Consider the following 15,553-nt stretch of genomic DNA (forward strand, 5'->3'; position numbering starts at 1 on the left):
GCGTGACCCGGAAGGGGTGGCCCCCGCCGCGCCTCAGCTCTCCCCGGCGCCCTCCCGGGCCTCGCGCAGGTCCTTCACCCGCTTGATCTTGCCGACCGAACGCTCCAGGGTCTCCGGCTCCACCACCTCCACCCTGACGGACACCCCGACGCCCTCCTTGACCGCGCGTGCCAGCTCCGCGGCCGCCGCCCGCCGCTGGCCGGCATCGGCCTCCCGGCGCGCCTCCACCCGTACCGTGAGGGCGTCCATCCGCCCCCGCCGGGTCAGCCGGAGCTGGAAGTGCGGGGCCAGGGCGGGGATGCGCAGGAGTATCTCCTCGATCTGGGTCGGGTAGAGATTCACCCCGCGCAGGATGATCATGTCGTCGCTGCGGCCCGTCACCTTCTCCATCCGGCGGAAGGCGGGCCGCGCGGTACCCGGCAGCAGCCGCGTCAGGTCCCGGGTGCGGTAGCGGATCAGGGGCATGGCCTCCTTGGTGAGGGAGGTGAACACCAGCTCGCCGAGCTCGCCGTCCGGCAGCACCGCCCCGGTCAGCGGATCGATCACCTCCGGGTAGAAGTGGTCCTCCCAGATGTGCAGCCCGTCCTTGTGCGAAGCGAACTCCTGGGCGACGCCCGGGCCCGTGACCTCCGACAGGCCGTAGATGTCGACGGCGTCGATGCCGAGCCGGTCCTCGATCTCCCGGCGCATCTCCTCGGTCCAGGGCTCCGCCCCGAAGACCCCCGTCCGCAGGGAGGTCGCGCGCGGGTCCACGCCCTGGCGCTCCATCTCGTCGAGCAGGGTGAGCATGTAGGAGGGGGTCACCATGATGACCTCCGGCCGCAGGTCCTGGATCAGCCTGACCTGGCGGTCCGTCATGCCGCCGGATGCGGGGACCACCGTGCACCCCAGCCGCTCCGCGCCGTAGTGGGCGCCGAGGCCCCCGGTGAACAGGCCGTACCCGTAAGCGATGTGCACGATCTGCCCCGGCCGGGCGCCCGCCGCGCGCAGCGACCGCGCGACCACGTCGGCCCAGGTGGCGAGGTCCCCGTCGGTGTAGCCCACCACCGTCGGCCGGCCGGTGGTGCCGCTGGAGGCGTGCAGGCGGCGGACGTCGGGGCGGGGGACGGCGAACATCCCGAAGGGGTACTGGCCGCGCAGGTCCGCCTTGGTGGTCAGCGGGAAGAGCGCCAGGTCGGCCAGGGAACGGCAGTCGTCGGGATGCACCCCCGCCTTGTCGAAGGCCTCCTGGTAGAAGGGCACGCGGTCGTAGACCCGGTGCAGGGTCGCCCGGAGCCGCTTGAGCTGGAGCGCCTCCAGCTCGTCGCGGCCGAGCCGCTCTCCCTCGTCGCCGTCGCCGGCCCCGTCGGGGCCGCCGTGATCGTCGAGATCCGTGTACGCCGCCATTGCCGTCACCTCACCAAGGACCGACTCAATCCAACCGAACGTTCATTCGGTAGAGTGCCGGACGCCGACCCGCAAATCAATGACTCGAACGAGTGATCGTCTGTGGGGTGGGGTCCCTGCATGCATGCACCACCTGCGACGGGACCGGACTCGCCCACCACTTCCAGGGTGACGGTGAACCGCTGGTCTGCCTGCCCGGCGGGGCCATGCGGGCGTCCCGCTGCCTCGGCGACCTCGCCGGGCCGGCCCCCGGACGCCGGCTGATCCGCCTCGACCTGCGCGGCACGGGCGACTCGGCGGTCCCCGCGGGCGAGTCCACCCACCGCGCCGACCACCAGGTCGCGGACGTCGAGACGCTCCGCCTTCACCTGGACCCGGAGCGCATGGACCTGCTGGGCCACTCGGCGGCCGGCCTGGACATCACCGCCGGACAGCGCCTTGGCGCGGCCCGGCCGAGGGCGGGCAGCGCGCCGCACGGCACGGCGATCGAGGCCTGCGGACGGGTCCTCGCGGGCGCGGACCGGGACGGCCGCCCGCTGCCGGAGCTCGCGGCGGAGCCGGCGCGGCTCCTCCCCGCCGGGGTCCTCGGCGTCCAGCCCGGCGCCGCGCACCTTCCTCGCTGGACGACGGCCCCCGCTTCGCCGCCCGCGTCGGACGCTTCCCGGCCACGGGGACGTGACGGGGTCCTGGCCGGGGGCCTGGGCGAGGGCCTGGCAGGGTCCTGGCGGTGCCTGACCGGGGGCCTGGCGGGGTGCGAGCCGGCCGGCCCGGCCCCCGTCAGGCCCCCGGGCGCGGTCGGTGCGAGGCGCCCGCCCGTGTCCGGCGGCCGCTCCGACCGCTCCTACCCCCGCCCCGCCGTATCCGCCTCGGCGGCCACCGCCTTCGCCCAGCGGTAGTCCGCCTTGCCGCTCGGCGAGCGCTGGATGGACGGGGCGATCACCAGCTGGCGTGGGATCTTGTACCCCGCCAGCCGGGTCCGGCAGTGCCGCTGGATCTCGTCCAGCGAGGGCTTCGGGGCGCCCGCCCGCACCTGCACCACCGCGGCCACATGGCTGCCCCAGGTCGGGTCGGGGACGCCGGCGACCAGGGCGTCGTACACGTCCGGATGGGACTTCAGCGCCTGCTCGACCTCCTCCGGATACACCTTCTCGCCGCCGGTGTTGATGCACTGCGAACCGCGCCCGAGGACGGTGACGATGCCCTCCTCGTCGACCGTCGCCATGTCACCCAGCAGCACCCACCGCTCGGCGCCCTTCCGGAAGAAGGTCTCCGCCGTCTTCACCGGGTCGTTGTAGTAGCCCAGCGGAACGTGCCCGCGCTGGGCCAGGCGCCCCGGCACCCCCACCGCCACCGGCTCGTGCGTCACCGGGTCCACCACCTGCGTACGGTCGTTGACCTGGAGCCGGAACCCCTTCTCCGGACCGGAGTCGTCCGTGGCCCGCCCGTTCGAACCCGACTCGGACGAACCGAAGTTGTTCAGCAGCACCACGTCCGGCACCAGCCGCAGGAACTCGGCGCGCACCGACTCCGACATGATCGCCCCCGAGGAGGAGACGCTGAACAGCGAGGAGAGGTCCGTCCCCTTCAACGGCCCGTTCAGGGCGTCGATCAGCGGCCGGAGCATGGCGTCGCCCACCAGCGACACGCTCGACACCTTCTCCTTCTCGATGGTGCGCAGGACCTCCTCGGGCACGTACTTGCGGTGGATCACCACCCGCTGCCCGTAGTTGAAGGCGATGAACGACGTCAGTGTCGACGTGCCGTGCATCAGCGGGGGAGCCGGGAAGAAGGTGAGCCCCGCGCCGCGCGCCGCGACCCGCTCGGCCAGTTCCTCCGGGCGCTTGACCGGCTCCCCCGAGGGCTCGCCGCCGAACAGGCCGGCGAAGAACAGGTCCTCGGCCCGCCACATGACCCCCTTGGGCATGCCGGTCGTGCCGCCGGTGTAGATGATGAACAGGTCGTCGGGGCTGCGGGGCGGGAACCCGCGCTCCGGGGACCCGGCCGCCTCGGCGTCCTCGTACGCCACGGGCGCGATCGCCGGCTCCGGCGCGTCCGGCGGCGTGGCGCCGACCCGTACCAGGTGGCGCAGCCCCGGCGTCTGCGGCAGAGCCGCCGCGACCCGCTCCGTGAACTCGCCCTCGAAGACGAGCGCGGCCAGGTCGGCGTCGTTGTAGAGGTAGACCAGCTCCTCCTCCACGTACCGGTAGTTGACGTTCACCGGTACGAGCCGTGCCTTGAGGCAGGCCAGCACGGTCTGGAGGTACTCGACGCCGTTGTAAAGGTGCAGCCCCACGTGCTCGCCGGCCGCCAGGCCGCTGTCCGCCAGGTGGTGCGCGACGCGGTTCGCGGCCGCGTCCAGCTCCGCGTACGTCAGGCGGCGCTCGGCGCCGGTCCCGGGGTGGTCCACGTACACCAGGGCCTCGCGGTCGGGGACCACGTCCACGACCGATTCGAACAGGTCGGCAAGGTTGTACTCCACCGTTCCTCCTCCTGACCCGGACCGGGCGGCCGGTCTGCTCGGCGGTCATTAGAGCGCCGCCCGGCACAACTGGGAAGGGCGCCCGCCAAGAAAACTGACTGAGCGTCAGAAAACCCTTGTACTGCACCCGGCCCTCCTGCAACCTGTTCTAGGTCTCGAGACGGGAGGACGGCAATGGGTGGGACGGAACACCTGACCGTGGACCGCCACGGCGCCACGCTGGTGCTCACCATGAACAGGCCGGAGGCGAAGAACGCGCTCTCGCTTCCGCTGCTCGTGGGGCTCTACGACGGGTGGCTGGAGGCGGACGCGGACGACGGTATCCGGTCGGTGGTCCTCACGGGCGCGGGCGGGGACTTCTGCGCCGGAATGGACCTCAAGGCGCTGGCCGGGCGGGGTATGGCGGGCGACGCGTACCGGGACCGCCTCAAGGCCGATCCCGACCTCCACTGGAAGGCGATGCTCCGCCACCACCGGCCGCGCAAACCGGTGATCGCGGCGGTGGAGGGCCACTGTGTGGCCGGCGGTACCGAGATCCTCCAGGGCACGGACATCCGGGTCGCCGGGGCCGGGGCCACGTTCGGGCTCTTCGAGGTCAGACGGGGGCTGTTCCCGATCGGCGGCTCGACGGTACGGCTGCCCCGGCAGATCCCGCGCACGCACGCCCTGGAGATGCTGCTCACCGGGCGCCCCTACTCGGCCGAGGAGGCGGCGCGGATCGGGCTCGTCGGGCGGGTGGTGCCCGACGGGACGGCGCTGGAGGCCGCCCTGGAGACCGCCGAACGGATCAACGCGTGCGGGCCGCTGGCCGTCGAGGCGGTGAAGGCCTCCGTCTACGAGACGGCCGGGATGACGGAGACGGAGGGGCTGGCCGCCGAACTGGCCCGGGGCTGGCCCGTCTTCGACACGGCCGACGCGAAGGAGGGGGCGCGGGCCTTCGCGGAGAAGCGGGCGCCGGTCTACCGGCGGGCCTGACCGCCCCCTCGCCGGGCGCGCCCGGCCCTGCGGGGCCGATCCCCCACCTGCCCTTCCCCTGTTCCCCGGGGGGGCTGTGCCCCGCAACCCTCGGGGCTGTGCCCCGGAACCCCCGGGGCTGCGCCCGGTTCGGGCGGGCGTGCCCGCTTCAGGATCGCGCCCCGGCCATCCGCACCCGCGGCCCGGAGCCAGGGGCTGCGCCCGAACCGGCACGACCCGACCCCAGGCCGAGCCCCACCGCCCAGGCACCGGTCCCCGGGCTTGCGAGCCACCCCGGCCCTGCCTGTCGGGGCTGTGCCCCCGGGCCGGGGCACACCCGGCAACCCCGCCCATGGGGGGGCGTGGCCCCGCGCCCGGGCCTCCGGGCAGGGGAGCGGGTCCGTGCGACGGCCCGGTCCCGTCCCTTCCGTCCCGTACCACCGTCCGAGCATCGGAGACCACCCATGACAGCCGCGTCCCCGCCCAAGGTGCTGCGTGCGCCCCTCGTCGTCGAGTTCCCCTTCACCCGGTCCCTCGGGCCCGTCCAGAGCGCCTTCCTCACCGGGCTCCGCGAGCGCGTCGTCCTCGGCGTGCGGACCTCCGGCGGCGGCGTGATGGTGCCGCCCGTCGAGTACGACCCCGTCACCGCCGAGGAGCTCCGCGAGCTCGTCGAGGTCGCGCCCACCGGGACCGTCACCACCTGGGCCTGGAACGGCGAGCCCCGCCCCCAGCAGCCCCTCGCCACCCCCTTCGCATGGGTGCTCGTCCGGCTCGACGGCGCCGACACCGCCCTCCTGCACGCCCTCGACGCCCCCGGCCCCGACGCCGTGCGCACCGGCATGCGGGTCCGCGTGCGCTGGGCGGCCGAACGCACCGGGGCCATCACCGACATCGCCTGCTTCGAGCCCGACGGGGGGACCGGCGCGGAGGGGACCGCCGCCCCGCACGACGGGGTCTTCGCCGACCCCGTCACCGGCATCGTCGCCGAGGCCCGCCTGGACTACACCTACAGCCCCGGCCGCGCCCAGACCGCCTACATCAACGCCCTCTCCGAGCGGCGGACCGTCGGGGAGCGCTGCCCCTCCTGCCACAAGGTCTACGTCCCCCCGCGCGGCGCCTGCCCCACCTGCGGGGTCGCCACCACCGACCGGGTCGAGGTGGGCCCGGCCGGCACGGTCACCACCTTCTGCATCGTCAACATCAAGGCGAAGAACCTCGACATCGAAGTCCCCTACGTCTACGCCCACATCGCCCTCGACGGCGCCGGCCTCGCCCTCCACGGCCGGATCGGCGGCATCCCGTACGACCAGGTCCGCATGGGCCTGCGCGTCGAACCCGTGTGGACCGACGGCGGCCGCTACCCCGACCACTACCGACCCACCGGCGAACCCGACGCGGACTACGACGCGTACAAGGAGCTCATCTGATGCCCGGCAGCACGCGCCACGCCCGCGAGGTCGCCGTCGTCGCCTTCGCGCAGAGCGACCACCTGCGCCGCACCGACGAACTCAGCGAGGTCGAGATGGTCATGCCGGTCCTGCACCGGGTGCTGGCCGCCACCGGCCTGAAGACCGGCGAGATCGGCTTCACCTGCTCCGGCTCCAGCGACTACCTTGCCGGCCGGGCCTTCTCCTTCACCATGACCCTCGACGGCGTCGGCGCCTGGCCGCCGATCTCCGAGTCGCACGTCGAGATGGACGGTGCCTGGGCCCTCTACGAGGCCTGGGTCAAGATCCAGACCGGCGAGGCCGACACGGCGCTCGTCTACGCGTACGGCAAGTCCTCCCCGGGGTCCGTCCGCGACGTCCTCACCCGCCAGCTCGACCCGTACTACCTCGCGCCCCTGTGGCCCGACTCCGTGGCCCTGGCCGCCCTCCAGGCGCAGGCGCTCATCGACGCGGGGGAGACGGACGAACCGGCCCTCGCCGCCGTCGGCGCCCGCAGCCGGGCCGCGGCCGCCGGCAACCCGCACGCCCAGCTCCGCGGAGCCGTCCCGCAGGGCGGCTACCAGGTGGCGCCTCTGCGGACCGGGGACTGCCCGCCCGTCGGCGACGGGGCGGCCGCCGTCGTCCTGGCCGCCGGCGACACCGCCCGCCGGCTGTGCGCGCGGCCCGCCTGGATCACCGGCATCGACCACCGCATCGAGGCCCACGGCCTGGGCCTGCGCGACCTGACCGACTCCCCGTCCACCCGGACCGCCGCCGAGCACGCCGGGCTCTTCGACGCCCCGGTGGACACGGCCGAGCTGCACGCACCGTTCTCCTCGCAGGAGGTCGTCCTGCGCAAGGCGCTCGGCCTCGGCGACGGGGTGGCCGTCAACCCCTCCGGCGGCGCCCTCGCCGCCAACCCCGTCATGGCCGCCGGCCTGATCCGCATCGGCGAGGCCGCCGCCCGGATCCACCGCGGGGAGTCGGACCGGGCCGTCGCCCACGCCACCTCCGGGCCCTGCCTCCAGCAGAACCTGGTCGCCGTCCTGGAAGGGGACCGAGCATGAGCGCGCCCGGCACCACGGGCAAGGAGCCGGTGGCCGTCGTCGGCGTCGGCCAGACCCGGCACGTTGCCGCCCGCCACGACGTCTCCCTCGCCGGCCTGGTCCGCGAGGCCGCGGTCCGCGCACTCGCCGACGCCGAACTGACGTGGGCGGACATCGACGCGGTCGTCATCGGCAAGGCCCCCGACTTCTTTGAGGGCGTGATGATGCCGGAGCTCTACCTCGCCGACGCCCTCGGCGCGGTGGGCAAGCCGATGCTGCGCGTGCACACCGCCGGCTCGGTCGGCGGATCGACCGCGCTCGTCGCCGCCAACCTCGTCGCCGCCCGCGTCCACCGCACCGTCCTGACCCTGGCCTTCGAGAAGCAGTCCGAGTCGAACGCCATGTGGGGGCTCTCCCTCCCCGTCCCCTTCCAGCAGCCCCTGCTGGCCGGCGCCGGCGGGTTCTTCGCCCCGCACGTGCGCGCGTACATGCGGCGCACCGGCGCGCCCGACACGGTGGGCTCGCTCGTGGCGTACAAGGACCGGCGCAACGCGCTGAAGAACCCCTACGCCCACCTGCACGAGCACGACATCACCCTGGAGAAGGTCCAGGCCTCGCCCATGCTCTGGGACCCGATCCGCTACTCCGAGACCTGCCCGTCCTCGGACGGGGCCTGCGCGATGGTCCTCACCGACCGGGCGGGCGCGGCGCGCTCGCCCCGGCCCCCCGCGTGGGTGCACGGCGGCGCGATGCGCAGCGAGCCGACGCTCTTCGCGGGCAAGGACTTCGTCTCGCCGCAGGCCGGCAAGGACTGCGCCGCCGACGTCTACCGGCAGGCCGGGATCACCGATCCGCGCCGGGAGATCGACGCGGTCGAGATGTACGTGCCCTTCTCCTGGTACGAGCCCATGTGGCTGGAGAACCTGGGCTTCGCGCAGGAGGGCGAGGGCTGGAAGCTGACCGAGGCCGGGGTCACCGAACTCGACGGCGACCTCCCGGTCAACCCCTCCGGGGGCGTTCTGTCCACCAACCCGATCGGCGCCTCCGGCATGATCCGCTTCGCCGAGGCGGCCCTCCAGGTCCGGGGCCTGGCGGGGGAACACCAGGTGTCCGGCGCCCGTCGGGCCATGGGCCACGCGTACGGCGGCGGCGCGCAGTTCTTCGCCATGTGGCTGGTGGGCGCGGAGCGGCCGGGCACCTGAGCCGGCCCGGATTCGGCGCACCGGCCAGGGGGCCCCGCCGTGGTCTGTGCGGCGCCCGCCGCGATGGCTACCCTGGGCCCCCGGACGACGACGTACCGGGAGGAGCAGGCAGATGGCCGAGAGCACGACAGCGCGGACCCCCGCGCACTGGGGCAGGCCCGACCTCGATCTCAGCGGGGCGGACTGGCAGCCGAGCAGCCGGGGCGCGGGCGACCTCCAGGTCGCCTTCGTGGAGGGCTTCATCGCCATGCGCGACAGCGACCGCCCCGACGACCCGTCACTCGTCTTCGCCCCGAACGGATGGCGCAAGTTCGTCCTGGGCGCCCGGGCGGGCCGCTTCGACCTGGCCTAGGGTCCTTCGTCGCACTCCCGTCGTCGCCCGTCGCGGGGCGGGCGGGAGTGCGACGACAGGCCCTTGGCTCGCCGTTCAACCCTCCGTGTCCTGCGGAGCAGGTTCGGTTCTGGCCGCGAGGGTGACTCCGCGCCCGACACCTTGCTCGGTGGCGCCTACAGCGGTCGGGAGACGGTTTGCCGAGTCCGGCAGCCGATGCGCCCCCGGAGGCGTCCGGCACTGCTGCGGGCAGGCCCACACGCGTGGCCGCCCAGTACGAGAGAAGCTCCGCGGGTGCGACAGAGATCCTCATGTTCTCGGGGGCGGGCACGGGCGCGGGCCCCGCGGCCGATCCCGCACGGGTGGCCGCGGCGCGCACGGCGGAGGGGCCCGCGGCGGAGGTGAGCGTCCTGGTCAGCCACTGCGACCGGGCGGGTGCCGGGGCCGTCACGCCACGCCGCTCCGCATCCGCCTGACCGCGGTTCGTGTCCATGCTTCGCCTCCGGGTCACCGGCCGGCCCCGCACGGTGCCCGGGGCCGGCCGGTGACCGGCACGTCAGGGTGCCTCACCTGGCGGCTGTCCGCTGAAGGCCGCGTCAAACCCGTCGCCTGCCCCGCGGCGGCCCGGGCCCCGCGCGCACGGGGCGAGGTCCGGAAGAGAAGATCAGATTCTTTCCCGATAGCGGGCGCCCCGGCACGCGCGCGGGCGTAGGCTGAATCTCCGAACCGGCCTGGGGGGTACGAGCCATGACGGACCGCCGGACCCGCACACGGCGCTCGCTCTTCGAACGCGAGACGGAACTCGTCAGCGTCGACGAGGCCCTGGACCGGCTCACCGGCACCGGACCCGACGCGGTCGGCGGCCTGCTCGCCCTCTCCGGCCCGGCCGGCCTCGGCAAGACCACCCTCCTCGCCGAGGTGCGCCGCCGCGCCCTCGCCCGCTCCTGCACCCTCCTCGCCGCACGCGGCGGCGAACAGGAGCAGAACCAGCCCTTCCACGTCGCCCGCCAGCTCATCCAGCCCCAGCTGGCCGGCCGCCCCGAGGCCGAGCTGCGCGCCGCACTCGGCAGCTGGTACGCCATCGTCGGCCCCGCCCTGGGCCTGTGCGCCCCCGAACAGGGCGCCCCGCCGGACCCCCAGGGTCTGCGCGACGGTCTGGACTGGGTGCTCACCCACCTCACCGTCCAGCGCGCCCCCGTCGTCCTCGTCCTCGACGACGCCCACTGGGCCGACCCCGAATCCCTCGGCTGGCTCGCCGCCTTCGCCCCGCGCGCCGAGCACCTCCCGCTGCTCCTCGTCGTCGCCTACCGCCCCGACGAACTCCCCGCGCACGCCGAGGCCTTCCGTACGCTGCCCGGCCGGGCCGGCCGGCGCCCCCTCAGCCTGGCCCCGCTCACCGAGGCCGCCGTCGCCACCCTGGTCCGCGAGACCGTCGGCGCGCACGCGGAGGACGCCTTCTGCCACGAGGCCTGGGCCGTCACCACCGGCAACCCCTTCGAGGCGGTCGAACTCACCGCCAAGGTCCGGGCCCGTGGCATCACCCCCGTGGAGTCCAGCGCCCCGCTCCTGCACGACCTCGCCGCCGCCCAGCGCGGCAGCGGCCTCGTCGCCCGCCTCCAGAGCCTCGGACCCTCCACCGTCCGCTTCGCCTGGGCCTGCGCCGTCCTGGGCACCGCCATCCCCCGGCAGCTCGCCGCCCGCGTCGCCGGACTCGGGGTCGAGGAGGCCGCCGGCGCCACCTGGCGGCTGCGCGAGGCCCGCATCCTGTCGGCGGCCCCGGCGGACGCCGACGACGAGGACACCGGGCTGGAGTTCGTCCACCCCCTCATCGCCACCGCCATCTACCGGGCCATCCCCGACGCCCTGCGTGTCGCCCTGCACGGCAAGGCCGCGGCCGCCGTCGTCGACGCCGGACTCGGCTCCTCCGCCGCCGCCCGCCACCTCCTGGAGACCCACCCGGAGAACGACCCCTGGGTGGTGCGCACCCTGCGCGAGGCCGCTGCCGAGAACCTCCGGGCCGGCGCCCCCGAAGCCGCCCGCCGCCAGCTCGCCCGCGCCCTCCAGGAGCCCCCGGACTTCGGCGAACGCGCCGCCGTCCTCTACGAACTCGGCTGCGCCTCCCTCCTCACCGAGCCCGCCACCACCGTCAACCACCTGCGGGCCGCCCTCGCCGAGCCCTTCGACGACCCCGCGCTGCGCCAGGGGATCGTCATCCGGCTCGCCCAGGTCCTCGCCCACAGCGACCACCTGCGGGCCGCCTCCGAACTCCTCGCCGGCGAGATACCGCGTGTTCACGACCCGCGCGCCCGGCTGCGCCTGCAGTCCGAGCAGTTCATGTGGGACGCCTTCGACGCCGCCGAACCCGACTCCCCGGCCCGCTCCCGGCGCCTGGCCAAACTCGCCGACCGGCTCACCGGCCGCGACCTCACCGAGCGCTACGTCATCGGACTGCGCGCCTGGGACGCCTGCCTGCGCGGCGAACCCCTGGAAGTGGCCCTCCACCACGCCGGGCGGGTCCTGGAACAGCCCTTCAGCTGGGCCCAGGAGGACCGCGGCTTCGAGGTCCCGGTGCTCGCCGCGATGGTCCACATGTACGCCGACATGCCCGGCCGCGCGGAGGAGCTCTTCGAGGCGGGCACCGCCGAGTTCGAACGCCAGGGCTGGCACGGCGCTCACCTGTCCTTCGCCTACAGCCTGCGCGCCTACATCCGCTACCGGCGCGGACGCCTCACCGAGGCCGAGGAACTGGCCCGGGCCGGCCTGCGGCTCGCCGAGCGCGTGGGCCGCCGCACTCCCGTGCACTGGTACGCCATCACCATCCTCATCACCACCCTGCTCGGCCGCGGCCGGACGGAGGAGGCCTGGGCGCTGGCCCGGGAGCACGAGTACGGGGAGCCCTTCCCCGCCGCCGTGGTCTTCCCCGACTCCCAGACCGTCTACGCCGAACTGCTCCTGGCCGCCGGGGACCGCAAGGCGGCCGCCGTCGAACTGGAGGCGGTGGAGCGGCGGTTGACGCCGCGTGGGATCCAGAACCCCGCCTGGTGCCCCTGGCGGCTGCACCTGGCCCGCGCGGTGGCCCCCGAGGACCCCGCCAGGGCCCGCGCCCTGGCCGCCGAGGCAGTGCACCGCGCGAGGGCCTTCGGCGCCCCCTCTGCCATCGGACAGGCCCTGCGGGTCTCGGCCGAGGTGGCGCCGCCGGAACAGCGCGCCCCCCTGCTGGCCGAGGCCGTCACCCGGCTGGAGGACTCCCCGGCGGCCTACGAGCTGGCCCGCGCACTCGCCGCGCTCGGCACCGAGCTCCGCGACCCCGACCTGCTCACCCGCGCCCACCTGACCAGCCGCGCCTGCGGGGCCGACGCCCTGGAGGCGCGGACCGCCGAGGCCCTGAGCGCGTTCGCCCGTGGCGCAGGCTGAGGCGCCGGCCGCCCTCCCGGGGCAGGGTGGACCGCATGGACCACTCCACCAGGCTCAGCGTCTTCCGGACCGAGGCGGCGGCCTACGAACGGGCCCTGCGGCGGGCCGCCGACGGCGGCCGGGAAGGACCGCCGGTCCCGTCCTGCCCCGGCTGGTCCGTCGCCGACCTCGCAGGCCACCTCGGCAGCGTCCAGCGCTACCTCACCCACGTCCTGCGGGGGCGGTACACCGAGCCCCCCGACCTGACGGACCCGGCACTCTACGCGCTCCCCGACGACCCCGGCGTACGGGCCGCCTGGCCCCGGCACGACGCCACTCCGCACCGCGGCCCCGTCCCCGCGGAACTCCTCGACTGGTCGGCCGCCGCCGCCCGGGAGCTGGCGGACACGCTGGACGAGCTCGGCCCCGACGTGCCGGTGTGGAGCTGGTCGGCGGAGCGGACCAGCGGCTTCTGGGCGCGCGTCCAGACCGTCGAACAGGCCGTCCACCGCTGGGACGCGGAATCCGTCACGGGCACGCCGGCCCCCTTCGACCCGGCCTTCGCCGCCGACGCGGTCGCCCAGACCTTCGAGGTGATGCTCCCCGCCCGGCGCGGCTGGAAGCCGGCCCCGGCCGGCGCCGGGGAGTGCTACCGCTTCCGCCGCAGCGACGGCCCCGGATCCTGGACGCTGGAGTTCACCGGGGACCGGGTGCGCCTGGAACCGGGCGGCACCGGCCCGGTGGCCGTCGAAGCGACGGGCACGGCCTCCGACCTCACCCTGTTCCTCTGGCAGCGCCTCCCCGCGGCCGGCCTGGAGGTCGCCGGTGACCCGGCCCTGCTCGACCGCTGGTTCGACCTCGTCCCCCCGGCCTGAACCTCCCGGGAAGACCGCTCAGCGGCGCACGCCCTCCGGCCGGACCGGGGGATCCGGCCGGGTGCGGAAGGAGGAGACGACGGGGGAGCGGCGCAGGGCCCGGGACACGGCGACGAGGTCCGGGGTGCCGGCCGGGCCCGCCCCGGCCGCGGCCGTGCCCTCCGCCCCGCGGCCGGGCCCGGCCGCGGGGCCCAGGCGCAGGCTGCGCGCCGCCGCGACCACCGCCACGGCGTCGGCGGTCGCCGCCGCCCGGGCGGGCGCCTCGCCGCGGGCCAGGGCCTCGGCGAGGGCCCGTGCGCGCACGTCCGGGTCCATGTACGGCTGGAGCCGCAGCAGCCCGTCGCTGATCTGTGTCCGGCGCTGGACCAGGCGCCGGCTCACCGGGGTGCGCCGTGGCAGCCGCAGCGGGGCCTCCAGCCCGGCCAGCTCGCGCACGAACGGGGCGAGGGAGCGGTACTGGCGGTAGTCCGTCCACAGCGCCTGCACCGTCTGGCCGGCGTGCGGGAGGATGAATCCCACGGCGATGAACAGGGCGCACACCGAGGCGATGGGCGGGGCCACGTACGTGCTGAGCCAGTCCAGGTCGTGGCCGGTCCAGCGGGCGACCACCGCGACGAGCTTCACGGTGTCGTAGCAGAGGTTCAGGACGAACCCGACGACCAGGAACACCAGGCCCGCCCGCAGCCAGCCGGACACTTCGCGCAGCCACGTCCAGGTGACCGCCGAGGTCACCAGGCAGGCGGCCGTGTGCGCCCCCAGGTAGAGCAGGATGTGCTCGCGCATCCAGGGGGTGTTGGCGTAGTAGGTGTCCAGGTCCCGCAGCCGCTCGGCCGGCACGTCGGCAAAGGCGAAGGTGATCCACAGCCCGGCGACCACGGCCGCGTAGACGGATCCGATCGTCCAGATGGTCCGGCGGACCCGCCGGGGATCGCCCCCCCGCCAGTGGATGATCATGATCAGGCAGGAGGCGCAGAACAGCGTCAGCAGCGAGTAGACCAGCGGCGCCGCGAAGTTGCTGACGCCCGTGGAGCTGTTCAGCAGGGCGAGTGTCTTGGGACGGCCGAAGTAGAACACGGCCGAGCCCAGCAGGAGCAGTCCGCCGAGGGAGCGCACGTTCGGGTCGATCCGCCAGAACCTCATGATCACCGGCAGGCGGATGGCCAGGGCCAGGGTGAGGATCGCCGCCGGGATGAGGTACGGGATGTAGAACCTGTCCGAGGTCAACGTCAGCCGATCGGTCCGCGGTAGCCGAGGGCGCTGCCTATCCGGCCCGCCACGCCGTTCATGCGTCCGGCCCCGGGGGACTCCCCGCCCGCCAGCCACGGCCGGCACCGGTCCCCGAGCATCAGCCCGAACCGCTCGGCCTCGATCTCCTGGGCGTCCTCGTAGTGGGACCGCGCGGCGACGCTCGCGTAGGTCAGCGAGGAGGCGTCCGGCAGCGAGCGGGCCGCGTCGGCCGCACGGTGCCCGTGCTCGCCGCAGTGCCCGGCGTTCATGTGCCACAGCTCGTGCCCGAGGATGACCAGTTGGTGGTCCGGGGTCGTGTACTTCTCCACGACGACGATGTCGTACTTCTCCATGTTCAGCCACAGGCCCGAGGTGGTCAGCTCGGTGGGGAAGCGCTCGAAGCGCAGCACGATGGGGCGGCCGCCGCGGGTCCGGCTCATCGCGTCGCACAGGGCGCGGAAGAGGGTCTGCGGATCGGCCGGCGCCTCCAGGTCGAGCGAGGACGTCAGGGCGGTGCACAGCTTGCGCATCGAACGGGACAGGTTCACCGGGCCGCCCCGGCGTGCCGCTCGGCGGAGAGCATCCCCGTGATCATGCCCAGCAGCAGGGTCTCCTGCGTGCGGGTCAGGGGTCTTCCCCGGGTGGAGACGGAGACCAGGCCGTACTGGTCCACGAGGTCGGCCATCAGGTTGCCCGATCGGTAGTCGAGGGATTCGAGGGTGGGCCGCAGGGCCCGGCTCACCGCCTGCGCCGGGGTGTCCGTCAGGAAGGAGGCCTCGCGGCCGAAGAAGGCGGCGAACGCCTTGCAGTGCCGCAGGTGCGGGGGCCTGCGCCCGGACACCAGGGCGTCGACCCAGCGGGCCGGGGCGCCGATCGCCGCCGCGATGTCCGCGACGCGGTAGGGGTGGCCGTGGACGTCGCGGGAGACCGCGTAGAGGAACGCCGCCCGCCGGCGGACCCTCTCCCCGGTCCCCCCGGGCCCGTGATCGGCCCCCTCCTCGCCGCGCAGCAGGGCCGCCGTCACCTCCAGGTCGACGCCGGCCCGCTCCGCGAGGGCTTCGGGGTCCAGGATCTCGTCCAGCTCGAGCCGCCCCTCCTCGGCGAGCGCCCGGATCCGGTCGAGCGTCACGGCGAGGGGAAGCGGCGGATCGCCAGCAGACACGGTCATCCGGCTGTGCTCCCATACGTCCGAGGGCGTCTGCGCACCCGGGATGGCGGTAGGCCCCCCGGCCA

13 protein-coding genes are annotated in these 15,553 nt (G+C 74.8%); 8 read left to right on the forward strand and 5 right to left on the reverse strand.

The features are described 5' to 3' along the window. Positions 1-33: 33 nt before the first annotated feature. The gene (gene paaK, locus ACFY15_RS18490; RefSeq protein ID WP_390686549.1) at positions 34-1,386 is read right to left on the reverse strand and encodes a phenylacetate--CoA ligase PaaK; all 1,353 of its coding nucleotides are present in this window, start codon (positions 1,384-1,386) and stop codon (positions 34-36) included. A gap of 107 nt (positions 1,387-1,493) precedes the next feature. On the opposite strand from paaK, the gene ACFY15_RS18495 reads away from it, so the two are divergent. Then, positions 1,494-2,282, forward strand: a complete 789-nt coding sequence (locus tag ACFY15_RS18495) for an alpha/beta fold hydrolase (protein WP_390686548.1) — start codon at positions 1,494-1,496, stop codon at positions 2,280-2,282. On the opposite strand, the gene ACFY15_RS18500 is transcribed toward ACFY15_RS18495, so the two are convergent. After that, positions 2,228-3,865 (reverse strand): acyl-CoA synthetase, encoded by a 1,638-nt coding sequence (locus ACFY15_RS18500; protein WP_390686547.1) that lies wholly within the window; start codon positions 3,863-3,865, stop codon positions 2,228-2,230. The genes ACFY15_RS18495 and ACFY15_RS18500 overlap by 55 nt on opposite strands. Before the next feature lie 174 nt (positions 3,866-4,039). On the opposite strand from ACFY15_RS18500, the gene ACFY15_RS18505 reads away from it, so the two are divergent. From ACFY15_RS18505 to ACFY15_RS18535, 7 genes are all read left to right on the forward strand, one after another. After that, a complete protein-coding gene (locus ACFY15_RS18505) occupies positions 4,040-4,840 on the forward strand; it encodes a crotonase/enoyl-CoA hydratase family protein (protein WP_390686546.1) in 801 nt (266 codons plus the stop codon). Between the two features lie 443 nt (positions 4,841-5,283). Then, positions 5,284-6,246: a Zn-ribbon domain-containing OB-fold protein gene (locus ACFY15_RS18510; RefSeq protein WP_390686545.1), complete on the forward strand. Its 963-nt coding sequence runs from the start codon at positions 5,284-5,286 to the stop codon at positions 6,244-6,246. Further along, positions 6,246-7,313: a thiolase domain-containing protein gene (locus ACFY15_RS18515; RefSeq protein ID WP_390686544.1), complete on the forward strand. Its 1,068-nt coding sequence runs from the start codon at positions 6,246-6,248 to the stop codon at positions 7,311-7,313. Before ACFY15_RS18510 ends, ACFY15_RS18515 begins: the two co-directional genes overlap by 1 nt. Further along, positions 7,310-8,494, forward strand: a complete 1,185-nt coding sequence (locus ACFY15_RS18520) for a thiolase domain-containing protein (protein WP_390686543.1) — start codon at positions 7,310-7,312, stop codon at positions 8,492-8,494. Before ACFY15_RS18515 ends, ACFY15_RS18520 begins: the two co-directional genes overlap by 4 nt. A 112-nt stretch (positions 8,495-8,606) precedes the next feature. After that, positions 8,607-8,846, forward strand: coding sequence for a DUF397 domain-containing protein (locus ACFY15_RS18525; protein WP_390686542.1), 240 nt, complete (start codon positions 8,607-8,609; stop codon positions 8,844-8,846). 726 nt (positions 8,847-9,572) lie between these two features. Beyond that, positions 9,573-12,239, forward strand: coding sequence for an ATP-binding protein (locus ACFY15_RS18530; RefSeq protein ID WP_390825796.1), 2,667 nt, complete (start codon positions 9,573-9,575; stop codon positions 12,237-12,239). Between the two features lie 35 nt (positions 12,240-12,274). Continuing rightward, a complete protein-coding gene (locus ACFY15_RS18535; protein WP_390686540.1) occupies positions 12,275-13,093 on the forward strand; it encodes a maleylpyruvate isomerase family mycothiol-dependent enzyme in 819 nt (272 codons plus the stop codon). Between the two features lie 18 nt (positions 13,094-13,111). Here ACFY15_RS18535 and ACFY15_RS18540 read toward each other — a convergent pair whose 3' ends face one another. Genes ACFY15_RS18540 through ACFY15_RS18550 form a run of 3 tightly spaced genes read right to left on the reverse strand, consistent with a single transcriptional unit; the run spans position 13,112 to position 15,488 of the window. Beyond that, on the reverse strand, positions 13,112-14,317 hold the full coding sequence (locus ACFY15_RS18540; protein WP_390686539.1) for an MAB_1171c family putative transporter: 1,206 nt from the start codon (positions 14,315-14,317) through the stop codon (positions 13,112-13,114). Between the two features lie 2 nt (positions 14,318-14,319). Further along, the gene (locus ACFY15_RS18545) at positions 14,320-14,850 is read right to left on the reverse strand and encodes a toxin-antitoxin system, toxin component (protein ID WP_390686722.1); all 531 of its coding nucleotides are present in this window, start codon (positions 14,848-14,850) and stop codon (positions 14,320-14,322) included. 14 nt (positions 14,851-14,864) lie between these two features. Continuing rightward, a complete protein-coding gene (locus ACFY15_RS18550) occupies positions 14,865-15,488 on the reverse strand; it encodes a hypothetical protein (protein WP_390825797.1) in 624 nt (207 codons plus the stop codon). Positions 15,489-15,553: the final 65 nt, after the last annotated feature.

Origin of the sequence: Streptomyces sp. NPDC001373 (assembly GCF_042895815.1) — a bacterium.
Taxonomy (GTDB): domain Bacteria; phylum Actinomycetota; class Actinomycetes; order Streptomycetales; family Streptomycetaceae; genus Streptomyces.